Here is a 22166-nt window from a genome sequence, read left to right on the forward strand (position 1 = left end):
ATTGTTGTCTATAGTATTTTGACGAAATTGGGAGCATCGATCAATGAAAAAGAAGGGCCCAACATGCACTAGACCTCTCATGTAAAAAATTTGCAATGTTTTTATGTAGCGAAGGTGGGACTGGGTTATGTAATTTTCGTAATTTTTAAACAAATTATATAGAAAGCGATGTTTATAATGATGTGCAGCTTCTCGTTTTCGTAGATATTGTTGCCATTTCTCGTATTTATGCATATGTATTCGTCGAAATGTTTATATTTTTTTCTGTCACCGTCAGACAATCTTTCCATACATAATTTTTTATAATAGTTCCAAACGTGCAGAAAGGGGATAGTGAAATGACGAGTATTGAATGGTATAACACGGCAAATGTAGACGAACAGAAATTAGGAGTGAGAAAAAGGCAATTGTTAATAGGCTCTTTATTTTTTTTAACATCCTTCTTTTTAGCTCAGTCTGTGGTATTTGAAGCGGCCGTACCTTTCTCAGTCCCTTTTTGGGCAATTATTCGAACGAAATATAAAGAATATGCCAAATATGTTTTGTTCGGTGGTTTAATAGGGTGTTTTTTCCTCGGTTTTGGACAAGTCTTCATTTTAGCATTGCAGATCGTCTTGTATGAATGTATTATGCGCTTCCGTTATTGGCAGCTACCACAAAGTATAGCAGTATCTTTAGCGGTACTACTCGTGCAGATATTGTGGCAGGGAGCTATGTATCAAGGTTTACCTCCGATGCTTGTACAATTTTATGTAGGCTGTGAAGCGGCTTTAGCTCTTATTATGACGCTGTTCATGCAAGTGTTGTTTGTCAATTCTCATGAATGGTTTACGAGTCATTGGACTTATGAGAAGCTAGGCTCTGGATTAGTTGTATTTGCTGCTATGCTTACAGGGATGCAAGCGATTGTCATTAGCTATTTTTCACTTCCCACTTTTTTATTACAACTATTCATTTGCTTCGGTGCGTTAGTAGGAAGTGTACCATTAGCGACGGTTATCGGAGCCGTGCTCGGGACTCTCATTGGGGTTGCAAAACTTTCATTTACGGGTATGCTGTCTGTAGCCACCTTAACAGGATTGTGTGCCGGGATGGGGGCTCGTGTTGGACGATTCGGTGTAGCAATTGGCAGCATTTTGCCAAGTGTGTTTTTTTTATTTTACGATGCAACATTGCCGTTAGATAGCGTTTATTTTACATCGATTGTTGTTGGGAGTATCGTTTTTATAACTATCCCTAGTAAATATTCTGAAAAGGTGCGGGACAAGCTGTTTCCACAGCGTGAGGAGATCTTACTCGCTCGTCAAAATTGGTTAACGGAGCATGTTACGTTTAAATTGGAGCATTTTCAACATTTTGTACAGTTTATGAAGGAGCTTGTGTTTGAGCGTTTTATGACAACCCCTATAGAAGAGGCGAAGGAAGTGTCGCCGATGAATACATGCTTAAGTTGTTTTCGCTATGATCGCTGTTGGGGAGCGCAAAATAATGGAATGGACAAGCTCGTGACAGACTGGTTTCATATGAAAGGTGTAGGCAAGGATTCTGGTATTCATCGTGTCGAAGAACAAATACGCTATAAATGTGTGAAATCAACGAAAATTTTCGAGGAATTGGAAACGGAGCTGTACAGAGAGCGCATTAATGGTCAGTATTTTCATGGTAAGAAAATGATAGCGCTTCAGCTACGTGATATGAGTAATCATCTAAATCAGTTAATAGCGGAGATGCAAGAAGAGACTATTTCATTCGTTAGTGTGGAGAAGGACATTACTCAACGATTAAAAGATGCTCATATTGAATGTTTTCAACTAGATGTGCTTAGTAATAAGCCTGGAGCACGAAAAATTGTCTGTGCTTTAGCACCAGCACGAGTCAATTGGGAGGAAGACACAACAGTAGCTGAGCGGATGATATTGCCGATTTTATATGATATTTTTGAAGAACCATTTGAAATTGAAAAAGTAGTAGCAAGCGATATACCATTTCGTCACATTCAAGTAAGCTTTAGATCAGCTATTAGCTTTGAAGTAGAGTATGATATATATAGCATGTCTAAAGATGCGACGTTATATTCCGGTGATTCCCATGCATTATTTCAATTACATCCAGGACTATTTGCAATTTTATTGTCAGATGGTATGGGTCAGAGTAAAGAAGCACAGCATGAGAGTAGAAAGTTAATACACTTAATGCGAGAATGTTTAAATTACAATATGAACCCAGAGACTGCGATGCATACGTTGCATTATGTCATGTCCTTGAAGCAACAAGATGATATGTATGCAACGCTTGATTTTGCACTTGTCGATTTACAACACGGAGATTTATGGTCGTGGAAGGCTGGGGGTATGTCTACGTATATTTTACGTGGAAAAGAGGTGCTGAAGGTTGAAAGTAATGCAGCGCCTGTAGGTTTTTTATCCATTTCAGCAGTCGAGGCTGAAAAAAGAAAGCTTAAAGCTGGCGATGTAATTTTAATGCATTCTGATGGATTATTTTCAAGTGTTGATGATTGGGACGAGCAGGAAGAGATATTTTTAGCGAATGCACAGCAAGTAGCTGGAACTACTAAAACCATCCAAGAAAAACTAACAACGATTATGCAATCTTTCCAAGCTTACTATGCTATTGAAGACGATTGCACTGTATTAATGCTAGAGGTTACACATGTTGTACCTACGTGGGCTGTATTTAAGCCAGTTCAACACTCTATGAGCAATTCATCATAAAAGAGAACGAAAAGGGGAGGAGAAGCGTTTGTCACTTGAATTAAAGGTCAAAAAATTTATCGAAGAAGAGCAATTATTGCAGCAAGACGACCATCTTCTCATCGCCGTTTCGGGTGGAGTGGATTCAATGGCTTTGCTCCATTATTTTGTCAAAACAAAAGAGCAGTGGGGAATTACGATAGGAGCCATACATGTTGATCATATGCTAAGAGGTGAAGCGTCTGCTGAGGACAGAGCTTTTGTCCAAAAATATTGTGATGAGTATGGTGTATACTTATATGCAAAGGCAATTCCAATACCAGAGATTATGGCTTCAGAAAATGGGAATACACAGCTTATTTGTCGTAGAGAGCGGTATCGATATTTTAAAGAGGTCATTGAAAAAACAAATGCTAGCAAGCTTGTAACTGCACATCATGCGGACGACCAACTGGAGTCAGTATTAATGGCCCTGACAAAAAATGCAACGATAAATGGTATGCAAGGTATACGTTCACAACGTATTTTTGAAGGAAAAACATTAATTCGTCCGTTTTTAACGGTTACAAAGTTAGAAATAAGGGAATATTTACTTAAGCAAGGTTTAGATTATCGGGAAGACGCTAGCAATGCTAAGGATACCTATGTACGCAATCGTTTTAGACATCATGTGGTGCCTTTGTTGGAGGCAGAAAACCCAAGAGTAACAGAGCAGGTAACCCATTTTACAAAACAATTGCAAGAAGACGATGCCTATTTAATGACATTAGCGGAGGATGTATTTTCTAGAATAGTAAAAAGAAAAGACGGAAATACATATAGCATGGAAATTAAGGCTCTTCAATTGGTACCACTTGCTTTACAAAGGAGGCTCATTTTAATACTATTAAACTATCTTTACAAAGATTCAAATACGATACAAAGTTATGCTTTATTGACTTCAATTTCAAAGCTTTGTGATACGACAGCAGGGTATGCTGAAGTTCACTTGCCAGAAGATTTTATAGCAGTTCGCCGTTACGGAAAATTAACGATTCAGAAGAAAGAGCCATTAGAAGGTCACGCTTCTCCTGAGAAAAAGATTATTTCGACTGCTAATGGGTGGACAACACTGACGAATGGTGAACGTTTATGCGTAGTCGAGTTGCCTGATTTATCGTCTGAAATGCTGACGGATACTGCACAACTTTTTTATTTTAACGCTAGCAAACTCAAACTTCCACTCTATGTTAGGGCGCGTAAGGAAGGGGACAGAATACTGTTAAAAGGAATGGGTCAGCCTAAACGCTTATCTCGCCTTTTTATAGATGAAAAGATTCCTTTAAATGAGCGAAATAGCTGGCCGTTACTGATTTCTCAATCTGATGAGGTCGTAGCGGTAATTGGTGTGCGTATGGGAATGTTTTTTTCAACCTTTCCGCAACCAAACGATGATACAGTGCTCATCGTAGACTAAGGTCTTTGTAAAATTTCACCGCTAATGGTTGAATATTTTTTTATACACACGAGGAGGAATCGCTATGTTACAAAATGACATCGAAAAAGTTATGATTACAGAAGAACAATTACAAGAAAGAATCGCTGAGTTAGGGGCACAATTGACAGAGGAATACAAAGATTCATTCCCGTTAGCTGTTGGTGTTTTAAAAGGGGCAATGCCTTTTATGACAGACTTGATGAAACGTTTCGATTCTTTCATTGAGCTAGATTTTATGGATGTTTCTAGCTATGGCAATGCTACAGTTTCATCAGGGGAAGTTAAAATTCTAAAAGATTTAAATACAAGCGTTGAGGGACGGGATGTATTAATCATCGAGGATATTATTGATAGCGGCTTAACGTTAAGCTATTTAGTAGACTTATTTAAATACCGCAAAGCAAAATCCATTAAAATTGTTACATTGTTAGATAAACCATCAGGTCGTAAAGTAGACTTAGGTGCTGATTATGTTGGTTTTGAAGTGCCAGATGGCTTTGTTGTAGGGTATGGTTTAGACTACGCAGAAAAATACCGTAATTTACCGTATATCGGCATTTTAAAGCCGGCAGTTTATTCTTTCTAACAAGTAAGAAAGTAACGAAAGAACACCAGCTATGAAAAGTAAGAGCCTCCAGTGAAGGTCATAGATTTTTATTTTTTAACTTCATTCAACAAAGAAAGCAAAGTGTCAGCTACAAATGTTTTCTGTACCGAAAGCGCAGCGACAGGTACAGAAGTCTCCCGCCTCTATGGGTGATGAGATGAATGCGGTTTTAAGTCACTTTTCAGCGGGTTTCCAAATATCCGCTGAAATAGAGGAACTTAGTCTAAGAACGTCACGTCCTGTGGCATGAGGCATAATTGATCATAATTCAAAGATTTAGGTACATTGTTAGATACAACTACGCTGGAACATACTTGATAAATGCATAAATATTTTTCGATTTCGACAAAAATGGGACGAAACTTTTTTTATGTAGGGCTTTTCGTTGTATGATGAAATCATGATATGTTAAGATTTTACTTATAATTTTTCTGTTTGTAATGAGGAGGCTGGAGATGAATCGAATATTTCGATATACCATATTCTATTTACTGATTTTCTTAGTGATTATCGGTATATTTGGTACTTTCAATGGTGGAAAGGCGCCAACGAAAGAGTTAACTTATTCTGAGTTTCAAGATGCTCTAGATAAGAAAGAAATAACAAGTGCTACAATTCAACCTGATAAATCAGTATACATCGTTGAGGGTACGATGAAGGGGTATGAGAAGGGTCAAAGCTTTACAGCGAATATCCCTCGTGATAACCAATCTTTATTGAACCGCATCGATGAGGCTGCTAAGGATAAGAATAGTAATATTAAATATTTAACAGCGCCAGAAACAAGTGGATGGATTCAGTTCTTTACAGGGATTATCCCTTTCATCATTATCATTTTCTTATTCTTCTTCCTAATGAGTCAATCTCAAGGTGGCGGTAATAAAGTGATGAGCTTTGGTAAAAGTAAAGCCAAACTTTATGACGATCAGAAGAAAAAAGTTCGTTTTACAGATGTAGCGGGTGCTGATGAAGAGAAAGCAGAGCTTGTAGAGGTTGTTGACTTCTTAAAGGATCACCGTAAATTTACTGAAATCGGTGCCCGAATTCCAAAGGGTATCTTGCTTGTAGGTCCTCCTGGTACGGGTAAAACATTACTTGCACGAGCGGTAGCAGGTGAGGCAGGCGTACCATTCTTCTCGATTTCAGGTTCTGACTTCGTAGAAATGTTTGTCGGTGTCGGTGCATCACGTGTTCGTGACTTATTCGAAAATGCAAAGAAAAATGCACCTTGTATCATCTTTATCGATGAGATTGATGCAGTAGGTCGTCAACGTGGCGCAGGTCTTGGTGGTGGTCATGACGAGCGCGAACAAACACTGAACCAATTGCTTGTTGAAATGGATGGTTTCGGAGCAAACGAAGGTATTATTATTATCGCTGCAACAAACCGCCCAGATATTTTAGATAAAGCGTTATTACGTCCTGGTCGATTTGACCGTCAAATTACAGTAGGACACCCTGATGTAAAAGGTCGTGAAGCAATTCTAAAAGTACATGCGCGCAACAAGCCTTTAGCTGATACAGTAGATTTAGCAGCTGTTGCACAACGTACACCAGGTTTCTCAGGTGCTGACTTAGAGAACTTGTTAAATGAAGCTGCACTTGTGGCGGCTCGTAAAAGTAAACGTACAATTAATATGGCAGATATCGATGAGGCATCTGACCGAGTAATTGCAGGTCCAGCAAAAGCTAGCCGCGTTTACTCAGCGAAAGAGAAGAAACTTGTATCCTTCCATGAAGCCGGCCACGTAGTTGTTGGTTTAGAGCTAGATGAAGCGGATACAGTACACAAAGTAACAATCGTCCCTCGTGGCCAAGCTGGAGGTTACGCGATTATGTTACCGAAGGAAGAACGTTTCTTCACAACAAAACAAGAACTATTAGACCGTATTGCAGGCCTACTGGGTGGTCGTGTTGCAGAGGAAATCGTACTTGGCGAAGTATCTACTGGGGCACATAATGACTTCCAAAAGGTAACAAGTATTGCGCGTGCTATGGTCACTGAATATGGTATGAGTGAAAATCTTGGAGCAATGCAGTTTGGTTCAAGTCAGGGTGGGAATGTATTCCTTGGTCGTGACTTTAATTCAGATCAAAACTACTCTGATTCAATCGCTTATGAAATTGATAAGGAAATGCAAAAAATTATCGATTCGCAATATGAGCGTACTAAACGAATCCTAACTGAAAAACGTCATTTACTTGATTTAATTGCTAACACATTAATGCAAAAAGAAACATTGAATGCGCAAGAAATCGAGCATTTACGAGATCACGGTGTCTTACCTGAACCAGAGGTAGAAACGGTTGTGGAAAAAGCTTCTAAAGCTGAAGTTCAACCAATATTAGATGTAGTTGGTGAACAGGCAATTAAAAAAGAATTGCTTAGCAATGAGCCAGATCCAACAACAGCTGATTTACCTAAAGAAGGTAGAGAATCGAATGATACACCAAAAGGTATCGATGAAAAGCGTGATTAATATGAGAAAGACTGTTTACGATTTTAGTAAGCAGTCTTTTTCTTTGCCTTTTCTCGGTAATAGGTATTACGATGGAATCTATATTACGCAACTGCGTATATAGATTCTTAAATTTTTTTAGGACCAAAATAGATAGGAGTGTTGTAACGTGGGAAATGTAACATTGAATAATGGTTTAGAGATGCCGTTAATCGGCTATGGCGTTTTTCGAGTACCTGAAGGGGATGACTTGGCTGAGGCAGTAAAAACAGCTATTGCAAAAGGTTACCGTAGCATTGATACAGCTCAAGTATATCGCAATGAAGAAAGTGTTGGGCGAGGAATTCGCGCAGCGATTGATGAGGGCTTAGTAACACGTGAAGAACTATTCGTAACATCAAAGGTATGGAATGATGGACTCTCCTATGAAGAAACACTTGCAGCTTATGATAGTAGTTTAGAGAAATTAGGACTAGATTATTTAGATTTATATTTAGTTCACTGGCCGGGAATAGATACAAATTATATTAATGTTTATAAAGCGCTTGAAAAAATCTATCAGGATGGACGTGTACGCTCAATTGGCGTTAGTAACTTCCATGTTCAACATTTAGAAAATTTATTAAAGGAAACATCAGTTGTTCCCGTTATTAATCAAATTGAATTCCATCCTCACTTAACTCAAGAGGAAGTTCGTGCATATTGTAAGGAAAAAGGAATACAAGTAGAAGCGTGGTCGCCACTAATGAATGGTTCTTTATTGGAAGAATCATTGATTCAGCAGCTAGCTTCTAAATATGGCAAAACACCTGCACAAATCGTTTTACGCTATGATGTGCAGCATGGTGTAGTCACAATTCCAAAAACAATGACTCCTACACGAATGACTGAAAATCTAACGGTCTTTGACTTTGCGTTAACAGAGGAAGAAATGGCTCAGTTAGATGCACTAAATGATGGCTTACGTTGCGGACCAGACCCAGAAAAATTTAATTTTAAATAATTTGAAAGGAGCTACCTAATTTGAGGGTGGCTCCTTTAGTACGGTTCTTCGGCAAAACGAGGGGTTGATTTCCGTTCCGGCTGGGCGCTTTGTAGCTGACGCTTCGCTTTCGCGCAGAGCGGGGTGCGTCCGATGAGCCGCTTCACTCGCGATGTGATCTGCCCCCCAAGGAGTCGCCTAGTCTCCACTTCAATCAACCAATTCACAAAGATGTATTTTCTGGCATGGCCTAATTTATAGTTATAAAACGAAACTTCAGCAATATTGTTTATCTGTGCGTAAAGCGAAGCGTTAGCAATAACAGTTGAACAATTTCTTCTCTGTTATAAGTCGCAATATTATACACTTTTGAAATGAATAAGATTTATAAAAATTTACACTATCGCTGATTGGAGTGGAAGGCTACTCGACTCCCGTGGGAAAGCGAGACAGGCGAGACCCTGCACGGAGCGCAAGCGGAGGAAGCGGCTCGACGCTCGCCCACAGGAAAGCGAGTAGCCTGGAACGGAAATCAACTTCACGTTTTAATATGAGATTTAATTTGAAAGAGCTATCTAATATGAGGGTGGCTCCTTTTTGGAGTGAGATGAATGTTATTTCATAGAAATAAAAGTGTGGTATCATTTTCTAAAGTGTTTTAACTTCTTTCTGATTCCGGACGCAATTATGCCGAGGCATAATTAATTTGATTTTTTGTGCATGAATATGCATTGTTTTAGTTGTATCAATCGCATAGTGACAGGTACAATTACGATGAAGGGCAATAAATAGGAGGCATCAACCATGATTTTAGTTTTAGATGCAGGAAATTCGAATATCGTATTAGGTGTCTATGATGACAACGATCAATTGGCCTTCCATTGGCGTATGGTGACTGACCTTCATAAAACAGAAGATGAATACGCAATGCAAGTATTATCTTTCTTTAATCATGCAGGCATTTCATTTGAACAGGTTACAGGCATTATTATATCCTCTGTTGTACCACCAATAATGTTTTCGTTAGAAACGATGTGTCAGAAGTATTTTCGTAAAAAACCGCTCGTTGTAGGACCAGGTGTGAAAACAGGACTGAATATTAAATATGAAAACCCGCGTGAAGTTGGCTCAGACCGCATAGTGAACGCTATTGCAGCTCTTGATGTTTATAAAGCACCACTGATTATTGTTGATTTTGGAACTGCTACAACATATTGTTACTTAAACGAAAAGGGCGATTATATGGGCGGTGCTATCGCTCCAGGTATTTCGATTTCAACGGAGGCGCTTTATACACAGGCAGCTAGATTGCCGCGTATTGAAATATTGCGCTCTACACATATTGTTGGAAAGACAACCGTATCTGCGATGCAGGCCGGGATATTTTATGGCTTCGTTGGGCAAGTTGAGGGAATTGTTAATCGCATGAAAGCACAAAGTAAGGAAGAGCCTTTAGTAATTGCTACTGGAGGATTAGCAAATTTAATTGCTGGTGAGACGCAAGCTATTGATGTAGTCGATCCGTTTTTAACATTAAAAGGCTTATATAAGCTATATAAACGCAATCAATAAGAAATGAGGGACATTTCATTTATGAAAGACTATTTAGTACGAGGTTTAGGGTTCAACGGACAGGTTCGTGTTTTTGCAGCTTGTACGACAACAACTGTAGGAGAAGCACAACGTCGTCATAATACATGGCCTGTTGTGTCGGCAGCCCTTGGTCGTTCTATGACTGCTGCGGTGATGATGGGTGCCATGTTAAAAGGTGAGGAAAAAATCACTGTAAAGATTGAGGGGAACGGTCCAATCGGTCCGATGGTAATTGACAGTAACGCGCACGGTGAAGTACGTGGTTTTGTAACAAATCCCCACGTTCATTTCGATTTAAACGAGCACGGTAAGCTTGATGTTCGAGCGGGTGTTGGGGCAGAGGGTTCATTAACAGTTGTAAAAGATCTTGGTTTGAGAGACATGTTCTCTGGACAAACGCCAATTGTATCGGGTGAAATTGCTGAGGACTTTACTTACTATTTCGCTACATCAGAGCAAGTGCCTTCATCAGTTGGATTAGGGGTTTTAGTAAATCCTGATAACACAATTCTAGCGGCTGGTGGGTTTATCCTTCAATTAATGCCAGGCTGTGAAGAAGAAACAATCGACGAAATTGAGCAGCATCTTGCTTCTATAGAGCCTGTTTCAAAAATGATTGAAAAAGGTTTTACGCCGGAGCAAATTTTAGAAGCTGTATTAGGAAACGGTCATCTGCAAATTTTAGATTCCATGCCGGTAGAATTTAAATGTCAATGTTCAAAAGAGCGATTTGGTGCAGCGATTTTAGGGTTAGGGATACACGAGATTCGAGAAATGATTGAAGAGGATGGCGAAGCAGAAGCACAATGTCACTTCTGTTTAGAGACATACCACTTCTCAAAAGAAGAGTTAGAAGGATTCATCGATGAGCTCAACGCGTAATCGACGACCTTTATCCGCTGAAACACCCAACCAAACGCCCTTATTGCAACGTCGTCTGAAGACAAAACCTGCATTAACAGTTATGGCAATCTTATTATTAGGAAATATTTTGTGGTTTATAACTTGGCTAATTCCTAATAAAGACCAGGAAATTGGTAGCGACGAGCAAGTCGCTGCCGTTGACGGGGATATTATTACACGTCAAAAGTGGATGGTTGCCATGGAAGAACGCTATGGTAAAGAGACGCTACAAAATTTAGTGAATGAATCAGTGATGGAAAAGGCAGCTGAAAAGTTTAAAATAAAAGTAACGGATAAGGAGATTGATTTAGAGTTAGCCTTAATGCGTTCTGCTCAAGATAAATTTGATACTGCAATGCAAAACCTTTCATCAGAGCAACTGCGACAAAAAATTCGCTCACAGCTTATATTGGATAAGGTACTGACAAAAGATGTGGTTATAAAAGAAGGTAGTATTGAAAAATATTATGAGGAAAATCAGGCACTGTACAATACGAAAACAAGTTATCGTACGAATTTTATAGAAGTGAATTCAAAAAAAGCTGCTGAGGAAGCATTAAGTGAAATAAAAAATCCCGCTGATTTTTCGGTGCTAGCACGTGAGGTTTCAGTAGACAGTGCTTCAGCTAGCTTAGGTGGAGATATTGGTTTCCTCACAGAAAAACAGGAAAATGTCGATCCTGCCATTTTAAAAGCAGTGAAGGCTTTAAAAGCGGATGAGGTTAGTAAAGCATTTAAGCTTGCTAACGGTCATTACGGAATTGTACAAGTTCAAGAGATAACAGAAGGACAATCCTTTACATATGACGATGTGAAAGAACATATTGAACGTGAGCTTGCGTTAGAACAATTGCCACAACATGTTACACCGGAATCATTCTGGTCTGAATTCAATGCGACTTGGTATTACGGAGAAGCGAAAAAAGGTAAATAACAGATTGCTCTGAAATGAGTATCAATTATGCCTCGGCATAATTGCGTCCGGAATCGGCTTTGTGTTTGCACAAAGAACTCCTTTCCGATTCTGTGACATCCGCTGGAGGCTTTGACTTCTTTCAGCTCACCATCTATAGAGGTGGGAGACTTCTGTCGCTTCGCTTTCGCTACAAAAAATATGTGCTGAAAGAAGTTAAAGAATCTGCAAGATATCTGCGGGAAAAGTGAGCCAGGGAAACCCTGCAGACGTTAGCGTCAACAGAGTAATGGCCACCCCGGGGTATTGAGCAGATTTTTGTTTCCCTTCATTCGCCAATGTTGGCCAATAACCTTTGACGTAGGTGAAGCAATAAATATTCTGAAAATATAAGTTATATTTATTGACAATCGAATGGAAAAATTGATAAAATCAAAAATAAGTAAAACCTATAAAATTAGTAGGGATTAGGAGTGGATTGATAAATGAGTAGATTAGCAAACTCGGTAGCTGAATTAGTAGGTAAAACGCCAATTGTTAAATTAAATCATGCAACAGGTGAAAACGAAGGTACTGTTTATGTAAAATTAGAATATTTTAACCCAGGTAGCTCAGTGAAAGACCGTTTAGCTTTAGCGATGATTGAAGCGGCAGAAAAAGACGGTACATTAAAGCCTGGTGGTACAATTATTGAACCTACTTCTGGTAACACGGGTATTGGTCTAGCGATGATTGCTGCGGCTAAGGGCTATAAAGCGATTTTAGTAATGCCCGAAACAATGAGCTTAGAGCGTCGTAACTTATTACGTGCATATGGTGCAGAGCTTGTATTAACACCTGGGCCAGCAGGTATGAAAGGTGCGATTTCTAAGGCGGAGGAATTAGCTGCTGAGCATGGCTACTTCTTACCACAACAATTCACGAACCCAGCAAATGCAGTTGTTCACCGTTTAACAACAGGTCCTGAAATTGTAGAAGCATTTGAAGGTTTAAAATTAAATGCATTTGTTGCTGGTGTTGGTACAGGTGGTACAATTACGGGTGCGGGTGCTGTGCTAAAAGAGAAGTATCCAGAGCTTGAAATTATTGCTGTTGAACCAAAAGATTCACCAGTACTTTCTGGCGGTCAACCAGGGCCTCATAAAATTCAAGGTATCGGAGCTGGCTTCGTACCTGAAGTGTTAGATACAGATGTGTATTCTTCTGTATTCCCAGTTGAAAATGAAATTGCTTTCGAGGTAGCTCGTAAAGTAGCGCGTGAAGAAGGTATCTTATGCGGTATTTCATCAGGTGCAGCTATTCATGTTGCGATTGAAGCAGCAAAACGTTTAGGTAAGGGCTCAAATATTCTTGCGATCGTACCTTCTAATGGGGAACGTTATTTATCAACACCTTTATATCAATTTGAAGACTAATCCAATTATTTGAACGTAAAGGCTCCTTAAACGAGGAGTCTTTTTTATTTGTTAAAGAATCTAATTCTATTTTCAAATTATGGATTAGGAGGTGTTTCGTTCGCAAAAGAGGTGGAGCGCGTATTGTTCCTTCGGTTCTCCAACTTTTTTTGGATGTAAATATGCGCTTTAGCATATTTGTTCATCACCGATCGGATGTAGAAACATTCGGTAATTAAATTTTAAGTGGCTACCTGAAAATATTCGCTTCCAAGCAATATTCAAGTTAAGATGGAATCACATCATATGACTTAAAGGGGAATAGCGACTTGAAGACAATACTGACGAAAACAATATCGATGGATGCAGACTCGTTTTTTTATAGTTATAAGAAGCAAACAGAAGCAGAACAAGCACATGTATTTTTAGAAAGTGGACGTGGAGGGAATTTTACAATAGCTGCTTGGAATCCACTAGCTACAGCACAATCGATCGAGAATGGTTTACTTGTAAATTGGAGAAATGGTGAGACTGAAAATTTAAACGGTGAACCTCTTGCTTTGTTAGAGAAATTAGTAGAGAACTATCACATTGCATATAATTCTGAGCTTCCTGTTTTTCAAGGTGGGGCTATTGGGTTTGTAGCATACGATTACGCTCGTAAAATTGAAGTGTTACCTAATACTGCTGTGGATGATTTACATATACCAGATATTTATTTTTATATTTTTGATTGCTGGGCAGTACACGATGTGAAAACAAATAAAGTAACGCTTATGAAGCTAGCTGATTGTCATGTAGATTTGGAAGAATGGGCTAATGTGTGGCAAGGGGCAGCGCAAGAAGGATTGCTTACACGAAAATTTGAAAAAACAAGCGCTGTCGAAATAGTAAATGACGAAAGTGAATTGTTAGTATCATTTGCTGGGACTGCCTTTGAGGAAGCAGTAAGTAAAATTCAAACATACATAGCGCAAGGTGATGTATTTCAAGTGAATTTGTCGGTACGTCAATCCAAAAAATTAAACGCAACTGCAATGGATGTATATGAAGCATTACGTGCATTTAATCCTTCACCTTACATGGCTTATATAGAAGCGCCAGATTTTGCAGTTGTTTCGGGTTCACCTGAGCTTTTGGTGAAGCGTCACGGTAATGAGTTGTCTACTCGACCAATCGCTGGTACACGACCAAGAGGAAAATCGGAGGCTGAGGATTTAGCGTTAGCGCAGGAATTGATTGATAACGATAAGGAACGTGCTGAACATGTAATGCTTGTTGATTTAGAGCGCAATGATTTAGGGAGAGTATCTACATATGGGACTGTTGAGGTAGATGAGTTCATGGTGATTGAACGCTATTCACACGTGATGCATATTGTTTCCAATGTACGAGGAGAAATAGCTGAGGAGAAAACCAATGCAGACGTTATCCGTGCCATGTTCCCAGGAGGCACAATAACAGGTGCACCTAAAATTCGTACGATGGAGATTATTGAAGAATTAGAACCTGTAAGACGAGGGTTATATACGGGTTCAATTGGCTGGCTAGGTTTTACAGGTGATATGGAATTTAATATTGTTATTCGTACAGCATTTATTAAAGATGGAGTAGCACATATTCAGGCAGGAGCAGGCATTGTTATTGATTCTGTTCCGGAAAGAGAATACCAAGAATCCTTAAATAAAGCGAAGGCGATGTGGCAGGCAAAGGCAATGGCAGAGGAGCGAGCAAAATGATTTTAATGATTGATAATTACGATTCTTTTACGTATAACCTTGTACAATATTTTGGGGAATTCGGACATGAATTAGTGGTCAAAAGAAACGATGTATTAACGGTGAAAGATATTGAGCAGCTTGCACCAGATATGATTGTCATTTCTCCGGGGCCATGTAGCCCGAATGAAGCGGGTGAAAGCCTGAACATTATTAAGTATTTCGCGGGAAATATTCCGATTTTAGGCGTTTGCCTTGGCCATCAAGCCATTGCTCAAGTATTCGGAGGGAATGTTATACGAGCTGAACGTTTGATGCATGGTAAAACATCACCTGTGCTACATGCTGAAATAGGTTTGCATAAGGGGATGCCAAATCCATTTGCAGCTACTCGTTACCACTCCTTAATTGTAGAAAAGGAAACGTTACCGGCATGTTTTGAAGTGACGGCATGGACAAAAGAAGGCGAAATTATGGGCATTCGTCATAAGGACTATCCAATTGAGGGAGTGCAATACCATCCTGAATCGATTATGACGGAGCGAGGTAAAGAGCTTCTACGCCAGTTTATAGATTTGTATGTTGAGGGAGCGAAGTAAATGCTGTGCTGGATGAATGGAGACTATGTAGCGGCGCAGGATTTGCGTATTTCACCATTTGATCATGGATTTTTATACGGGTTAGGCTTTTTTGAAACGTTTCGAACATATAAGGGCAAAGTGTTTTACTGGGGAGCACATATGGAAAGGTTGCAAACCGCGCTTTCTCAATACCGTATTCATATGCCGTATACGGAAGAGGATTTACTAAAGGTTGTTCAGCAATTAAATGAACAGGCCAATGGACAAGATGGGTATTTCCGTATAAATGTCTCGGCTGGAGAACATAGTATCGGATTGCAGCCTACTGAATATAGACAACCAAATGTTATTGTCTTTCGCAAAGAATTACATGATACACCTCGAGGTATGGAAAAAAACGCACAGTGGCTTGTGACACCGCGTAATACTCCCGAAAAAGGGCTTCGAGTGAAATCGCACCATTATGGCAATAACGTTCTTGGCCGTTTTGAGATGCCATCTTTGGCGCAACAAGAGGGCTTCTTTTTAACGGGAAATGGCTTTGTTGCTGAAGGTGTAACATCAAATATCTTTTGGGTGAAAGATGATATACTATATACGCCTTCTTTAGAGGCTGGTATTTTACCTGGAATTATCCGAGCGTGGGTAATTGAGCGGGCACAATCTCTAGGGATTAAGGTAAAAGAAGGCTTCTTTACTAAAGAGGATGTAGAGCAAAGTTCAGAGTGCTTTATTACTAACTCTATACAAGAGCTTGTTCCAATTTTTAAATTAGAGAGCAAGCAGTTATTAGGCAATAAAGGGCCTGTTTATTCGCGTTTACATGAAGTATTTGTCAATGAAGTGGAACAAGAATAAAAGGAGAGTTAACATGCTTGAAAAATATACAACACCATTAACAATTAACGGGATCACGTTAGACTATACAGCAGAAACTTTTGTGATGGGTATTTTAAATGTCACACCGGATTCATTTTCAGATGGAGGAAAGTACAATAACGTTGAAGCTGCTGTTGCTCAAGCAAAAAAAATGGTAGCTGATGGCGCTAAAATTATTGATGTTGGCGGAGAATCAACACGCCCGGGTTATGAACGTATTTCCGATGAAGATGAAATTGCACGAATTGTACCAGTTATTCAAGCTTTAGTAGCTGAAGTGCCAGCGGTTATATCGGTTGATACGTATAAAGCGAACGTAGCTCGTGCAGCTATTGAAGCGGGTGCCCATATTATTAATGATATTTGGGGAGCGCAAGCTGAACCCGAGATCGCACAGGTTGCTGCAGATTTAAATGTACCGATTATTTTAATGCATAATCGAGACAACACTAATTATGGTACTGATTTCTGGATGACGGCAAAGGCTGACTTAGAGAAGAGTATTGCTTTTGCTCGGAATGCAGGTATACCAGATAATCATATTATTTTAGATCCAGGCATAGGCTTTGCGAAAACAACTGCTCAAAATATAGAAATGATGCAGCATTTAGAGGATTTAGTAGCAATGGGTTATCCTGTTTTGCTAGCGACTTCACGTAAGTCAATGATTGGTAATGTCTTAAAGCTGCCTGTTGAGGAACGTATAGAAGGTACAGGAGCAACAGTTGTTTACGGTATTGAAAAAGGCTGCCATATGATTCGTGTGCATGATGTAAAGGAAATGGCACGATCTACACATATGGCTGATATTTTAGTAGGTAAGCGTATTTATAAGGAGGAAGCATGATGGACTATATTCATTTAAAGGATATGCAGTTTTTCGGCTATCATGGCGTTTTAGCGGCGGAAACAACACTTGGCCAACGCTTCCGTGCCAATGTTTCACTTGCTGTTGATATGACAAAGGCTGGAGAGACGGATGACTTAAAACATACGGTGAACTATGCGGAGGTTTATGCGTTATGCCGTGATATTGTAGAAGGAGAGCCGTTCAAGCTTATTGAAGCGCTTGTCTCTAAAATAGCAGACAGTATTTTAGAGACATACTCAGAAAAGGTTAAGGGGGTTCGCGTGGAGCTTATTAAACCAGACCCACCAATCCATGGCTATTATAAAGAAGTATCGGTAGAAATAACGCGAGGTGATTACTAATGAATGATGTGTATTTATCGATCGGTACAAATATGGGAGATCGATTTGAAAACTTACAACATGCTGTTACCTTTTTAAAGGGCAAAGAGGAAATTGAAGTTGTACACATTTCTTCTGTTTATGAAACAGCTGCTGTAGGCTACACGGATCAGGCACATTTTTTAAATATTGCTGTTCATATTAAAACGAGTTACTCATCTTCCGAAATGCTGAAAATTTGCCAATGGGTTGAAAGCGAACTTGGGCGTGTTCGTGAATTTCGATGGGGTCCTCGCATTATAGACCTTGACATTCTACTCTACAATCACGAAAATGTTGAAACAGAGAGCTTAATTGTTCCGCATCCAAGAATGTATGAGCGAGCTTTCGTATTAGTACCACTAATAGAAATTACGCCTACACCAGTTGGACAACAACTGCAAAGGGCACATGATATAATGCAACGGATGAATTGTGAAGAGGAAGGCGTAACTTTATGGCGAGCATCAGCAGAGCTGAAAATTATGCAGTCCGTTAATTAAGTTTCTAATCCAGTGGTCAAAGATAATGGGTGTATCGGCTGCCTATAACATCTGCAGGCAAAAGCCAAATTTGGATACCATCATGCTGAGGCATAATTGATTTGAGTAGCATTAACAATTGATATATATGGAATAGGTGAAAACCTATAGAAGGAGGAAAACAGCGTTGAGTCAGACAACTGAGAAGCCGTTTCAGATTGGCGATATAGTCATGGACAACCGTGTTGTATTAGCACCAATGGCAGGAATCTGTAACTCTGCTTTCCGTTTAACGGTTAAGGAGTTCGGAGCAGGGCTAGTATATGCAGAAATGATTAGTGATAAAGGGATTGTCCAGAAGAACGAAAAAACACTAGGCATGCTTTATATCGATGAGCGTGAAAATCCACTTTCATTGCAAATTTTTGGTGGTGATAAAGCAACGCTAGTGGAAGCGGCTAAGTATGTAGATGAAAACACAACTGCCGATATTATCGATATTAATATGGGTTGCCCAGTTAATAAAATTATTAAATGTGAAGCGGGCGCCCGTTTACTTTTAGATCCAAATAAATTATATGAAATGGTAGCAGCTGTTGTAGATGCAGTAAAAAAACCTGTCAGCGTGAAAATGCGTATTGGTTGGGATGACGAGCATATCTTTGCTGTAGAGAACGCACAAGCTGCTGAACGTGCCGGTGCTTCAGCGGTAGCTGTTCATGGACGTACACGTGTACAAATGTACGAAGGAAAAGCAAATTGGGATTTCATTCGTCAAGTGAAGGAAAATGTAAAAATCCCTGTGCTTGGTAATGGCGATGTAGAAACTCCTCAAGATGCAAAACGTATGCTTGATACTACTGGGGTGGATGCAGTAATGATTGGACGCGCTGCGTTAGGCAATCCATGGATGATTTATCGTACAGTTCAATACCTTGAAACTGGCGAGTTAAAAGAAGAGCCGAGTGTACGCGAAAAAATTGATGTGTGTTTGCTACACTTTGAACGCCTTATGCAATTAAAAGGAGAAGGTGTGGCGGTACGTGAAATGCGTAAACATGCTTCATGGTATTTAAAAGGTATTCGTGGTAATGGTAAAGCGCGTAAAGCGATTAACCAAACAGAAACTGCGGTAGAGCTTCGTGTGCTATTAAATGGAATTGTACAAGACTATGAAGAGCTTGAATCTAATTTAATAGTACCAGAAGCAAAAGAATTAATTCTTTAATACACTAAATAGACGTCTCTCTGTTCGTTTTGAGACGTCTATTTTTCTGCTAACATTAATTTTTAGAATTATTAATCATTTCTTCTCTTATGGAAATTAAAACGAAACAGATGATTACAACAATAAAATTGTGTACAATAGAAATATTATGGACGTAAACGCAACGCGGACAATTTAATAAGGAGTGAAACAAGTGTCAAACATAGAAGAATTAAATGATCAGCTTTTGGTGAGACGCCAAAAAATGACGGCTATTCGAGAAAATGGTCAAGATCCATTTGGTAGTCGTTTTGAACGTACGCATTTATCAACAGAAGTGCGTGAACAATTTGCAGATCAAACAAAAGAGCAGCTAGAAGAAAACCTACAAGAGGTAATTATTGCGGGTCGTATTATGACGAAACGCGGTAAAGGAAAAGCTGGCTTTGCGCATATGCAAGACTTAGGTGGCCAAATTCAAATTTACGTTCGTCAGGATCATGTTGGCGAAGAAGCATATGAATTATTTAAACAAGCTGACCTAGGTGATATCGTAGGTATTCGAGGTAATGTATTCCGAACACAAGTAGGAGAGCTTTCAGTCAAAGCTGAAGAATTCACATTCCTATCAAAAGCTCTACGCCCTATGCCAGAAAAATTCCATGGCTTACAAGATGTTGAGCAACGTTATCGTCAACGTTATTTAGATTTAATGACGAATGAAGATAGTAAAACAACATTCATTACACGTTCTAAAATTATCCGTGCTATTCGCAATTATTTAGATAATGCAGGATACTTAGAAGTAGAAACACCAATGCTTCATACAATTGCTGGTGGTGCAGCGGCTCGTCCGTTTATTACACACCATAATGCACTTGATATGGAATTATATATGCGTATTGCAATCGAACTGCATTTGAAACGTCTAATTGTTGGTGGACTAGAGAAAGTATACGAAATTGGTCGTGTTTTCCGAAATGAAGGGATTTCAACACGCCACAATCCTGAATTCACAATGATAGAGCTGTATGAAGCTTATGCAGATTACAAAGATATTATGTCTCTAACTGAAAACCTTATTGCTCATGTAGCTCAAGAGGTTTTAGGTACTACTACAGTTCAATACGGTGAAGATGAAATTAATCTTGCTGTAGGCTGGAAACGAGTTCATATGGTAGATGCAGTAAAAGAAGCTACAGGTGTAGACTTCTGGCAACCAATGACTAAGGAACAGGCTCAAGCGCTTGCTAAAGAACATGGAGTAGAAGTTAAAGAAACACATGAGGTAGGGCATATTATTAACGAGTTCTTCGAGCAAAAGATTGAAGAGACTCTTGTTCAGCCTACATTTGTTTATGGTCATCCAGTAGAAATCTCACCTCTAGCAAAGAAAAACCCAGAGGACGAGCGTTTCACAGACCGTTTCGAACTATTTATCGTTCGTCGTGAGCATGCAAATGCCTTTACAGAACTAAATGATCCAATTGACCAACGTGAGCGCTTTGAAGCTCAGTTAGCTGAAAAAGCAGCTGGTAATGATGAAGCACACGAAATGGACAATGATTTCATTGAAGCATTAGAATACGGTATGCCTCCAACTGGTGGATTAGGAATTGGTATCGACCGTTTAATCATGCTTCTTACAAATTCACCATCAATTCGCGACGTATTACTATTCCCAACAATGCGCCATACTACTAAATAGTAGTTTTAAAAGGTTATCTTGAAAAAGCAGGAGTCGAGGTGCAGAAGAAGCACTAAGACTCCTGTTTTGCATCTTCTGTGATGAAATAAATTTGAAAGAATTAAGTAGAGTATTTAAATGATGAATGAATATAAGGTATACTTTTAGAGTTCTATAATTTGCAGATTAAATAGAAATAGACATTATCAAAAGTTTTATTGGAGGCTTATAATGAATTATAAAATCTTTAACAAACAAGTATTTGAACAGGCACAAGTACGATCAGTATCAGATGTCCTGTTAACTGAAGAAGAGCTTGAACATGGTATGAAATTAGCGGTTTCTAAGTCGGATCCAACTCTTACTTTATATTTAGTGGATGTAGACGGTCAGAAGAAATTCGATGTCCGTTGGGATGATTCCTCTGAAATTTTCACTGGCTGGTATTCGGCGTGGGATAATTTCACTTGGTGCCTAGATATAGTCGATGGACAAAATAATTAATTAACTTAGTAGATTTTCAGATTTAAGATTAAAAAATAAACCGTGTTTGAAAAGGGAACATATAATTGTATCTTATTCGGATTTCTTTTCCTTGTTATTTTGTAGCAGAACAATAAAGGTAAAGAAGTAACAAACGTGAATAAGTAGGAGTCGAGGTGCAGGAGAATCACTTTGGCTCCTTTTTTTCGCGATTGAGTAATTTGTAAGGGCAATGACGCGTTACAATGTGTGTGTGATCGTTGATGCTTTTTCAAGGGAAGCTTGAGAAAGTGTTCTTTAAATAGGCTTTATTTTGATTTTTTCTTATTTAGTTTGTTGAGATTTATGAAAAGGAGATGTATAGTAAAACAAATAAAGTGATAGCTAGAAGATTATAAGAATTGATTAGTGCTCGAAAAAACGTAAAATAGCTTACTAATTCTATTTTTATAAAAAAAGATAATTTTATAGCGAAAAACACTTGCGATTGTATTGGAATCATGATAAATTATTACTTGTCGTTAAGGCGACGTAAGAAATAAAACGGATTAAAAAAACATCAAAAAGATGTTGACATTTAAATCCTAGATTGATATTATATAAGAGTTGTCACTTTTCGAAAAGAAGTTAAAAACTTCTATAAAAAAAGAGTTGACAACGAAAACGAAAAAATGTTATACTATAAAAGTTGTTGAAATAAAATGGCAACGAAATGAACCTTGAAAACTGAACAAGCAAAACGTAATCAATAAAGTTTTTAGTAATTAACCTCGAGTTAGTGAACGAAACAAAATTTTGGACATCAAACATGATGCCAGCAAAACAATTTGAGCTAATCAAATTTCTTTTTATGGAGAGTT

The 22166-nt window shown here is 38.9% G+C and carries 18 protein-coding genes; all 18 read left to right on the plus strand.

All coding sequences use genetic code 11. From position 1 onward, the window contains the following. The first annotated feature begins 338 nt into the window (after positions 1-338). The 18 genes from ACIQZA_RS23565 (at position 339) to ACIQZA_RS23650 (ending at position 21327) form a co-directional block, all read left to right on the plus strand. Positions 339-2732: a SpoIIE family protein phosphatase gene (locus ACIQZA_RS23565; RefSeq protein ID WP_402884223.1), complete on the plus strand. Its 2394-nt coding sequence runs from the start codon at positions 339-341 to the stop codon at positions 2730-2732. Between the two features lie 28 nt (positions 2733-2760). Then, on the plus strand, positions 2761-4167 hold the full coding sequence (gene tilS / locus ACIQZA_RS23570) for a tRNA lysidine(34) synthetase TilS (protein WP_400941340.1): 1407 nt from the start codon (positions 2761-2763) through the stop codon (positions 4165-4167). Between the two features lie 64 nt (positions 4168-4231). Continuing rightward, a complete protein-coding gene (gene hpt, locus ACIQZA_RS23575; RefSeq protein WP_132364364.1) occupies positions 4232-4774 on the plus strand; it encodes a hypoxanthine phosphoribosyltransferase in 543 nt (180 codons plus the stop codon). Between the two features lie 476 nt (positions 4775-5250). Next, positions 5251-7275, plus strand: a complete 2025-nt coding sequence (ftsH, locus tag ACIQZA_RS23580; RefSeq protein WP_402884222.1) for an ATP-dependent zinc metalloprotease FtsH — start codon at positions 5251-5253, stop codon at positions 7273-7275. Between the two features lie 148 nt (positions 7276-7423). Next, entirely contained in the window at positions 7424-8257 is an 834-nt protein-coding gene (locus tag ACIQZA_RS23585) for an aldo/keto reductase (RefSeq protein WP_402884220.1), read from the plus strand. A 783-nt stretch (positions 8258-9040) separates the two neighbouring features. Further along, positions 9041-9808, plus strand: coding sequence for a type III pantothenate kinase (locus ACIQZA_RS23590; protein WP_142510501.1), 768 nt, complete (start codon positions 9041-9043; stop codon positions 9806-9808). Between the two features lie 21 nt (positions 9809-9829). Then, positions 9830-10711, plus strand: a complete 882-nt coding sequence (gene hslO, locus ACIQZA_RS23595) for an Hsp33 family molecular chaperone HslO (RefSeq protein ID WP_400941347.1) — start codon at positions 9830-9832, stop codon at positions 10709-10711. Then, on the plus strand, positions 10695-11666 hold the full coding sequence (locus ACIQZA_RS23600; RefSeq protein WP_400941349.1) for a peptidyl-prolyl cis-trans isomerase: 972 nt from the start codon (positions 10695-10697) through the stop codon (positions 11664-11666). Before hslO ends, ACIQZA_RS23600 begins: the two co-directional genes overlap by 17 nt. 464 nt (positions 11667-12130) lie before the next feature. Beyond that, entirely contained in the window at positions 12131-13060 is a 930-nt protein-coding gene (cysK, locus tag ACIQZA_RS23605; RefSeq protein ID WP_402884219.1) for a cysteine synthase A, read from the plus strand. Positions 13061-13368: 308 nt separating this feature from the next. Beyond that, positions 13369-14778 carry an anthranilate synthase component I family protein gene (locus tag ACIQZA_RS23610; protein ID WP_402884217.1) on the plus strand — a complete coding sequence of 470 codons (1410 nt, stop codon included), beginning with the start codon at positions 13369-13371 and terminating at the stop codon, positions 14776-14778. Further along, positions 14775-15356 (plus strand): aminodeoxychorismate/anthranilate synthase component II, encoded by a 582-nt coding sequence (gene pabA, locus ACIQZA_RS23615; RefSeq protein WP_142510505.1) that lies wholly within the window; start codon positions 14775-14777, stop codon positions 15354-15356. Before ACIQZA_RS23610 ends, pabA begins: the two co-directional genes overlap by 4 nt. Further along, on the plus strand, positions 15357-16196 hold the full coding sequence (gene pabC / locus ACIQZA_RS23620) for an aminodeoxychorismate lyase (protein WP_400941358.1): 840 nt from the start codon (positions 15357-15359) through the stop codon (positions 16194-16196). It abuts the gene before it with no gap. Positions 16197-16209: 13 nt separating this feature from the next. Further along, positions 16210-17064, plus strand: a complete 855-nt coding sequence (gene folP / locus ACIQZA_RS23625; RefSeq protein ID WP_402884215.1) for a dihydropteroate synthase — start codon at positions 16210-16212, stop codon at positions 17062-17064. After that, on the plus strand, positions 17064-17429 hold the full coding sequence (gene folB, locus ACIQZA_RS23630; protein WP_402884247.1) for a dihydroneopterin aldolase: 366 nt from the start codon (positions 17064-17066) through the stop codon (positions 17427-17429). The genes folP and folB overlap by 1 nt, the downstream gene beginning before the upstream one ends. After that, positions 17429-17950, plus strand: coding sequence for a 2-amino-4-hydroxy-6-hydroxymethyldihydropteridine diphosphokinase (gene folK, locus ACIQZA_RS23635; RefSeq protein ID WP_400941363.1), 522 nt, complete (start codon positions 17429-17431; stop codon positions 17948-17950). Before folB ends, folK begins: the two co-directional genes overlap by 1 nt. Before the next feature lie 166 nt (positions 17951-18116). After that, entirely contained in the window at positions 18117-19157 is a 1041-nt protein-coding gene (dusB, locus tag ACIQZA_RS23640) for a tRNA dihydrouridine synthase DusB (protein ID WP_402884213.1), read from the plus strand. A gap of 184 nt (positions 19158-19341) precedes the next feature. Then, on the plus strand, positions 19342-20844 hold the full coding sequence (gene lysS, locus ACIQZA_RS23645) for a lysine--tRNA ligase (protein WP_323657008.1): 1503 nt from the start codon (positions 19342-19344) through the stop codon (positions 20842-20844). A gap of 210 nt (positions 20845-21054) precedes the next feature. Then, positions 21055-21327 (plus strand): hypothetical protein, encoded by a 273-nt coding sequence (locus ACIQZA_RS23650; protein ID WP_400941369.1) that lies wholly within the window; start codon positions 21055-21057, stop codon positions 21325-21327. Positions 21328-22166 lie beyond the last annotated feature (839 nt).

Source organism: Lysinibacillus sp. NPDC096382 (genome assembly GCF_044762845.1).
Lineage (GTDB): Bacteria > Bacillota > Bacilli > Bacillales_A > Planococcaceae > Lysinibacillus.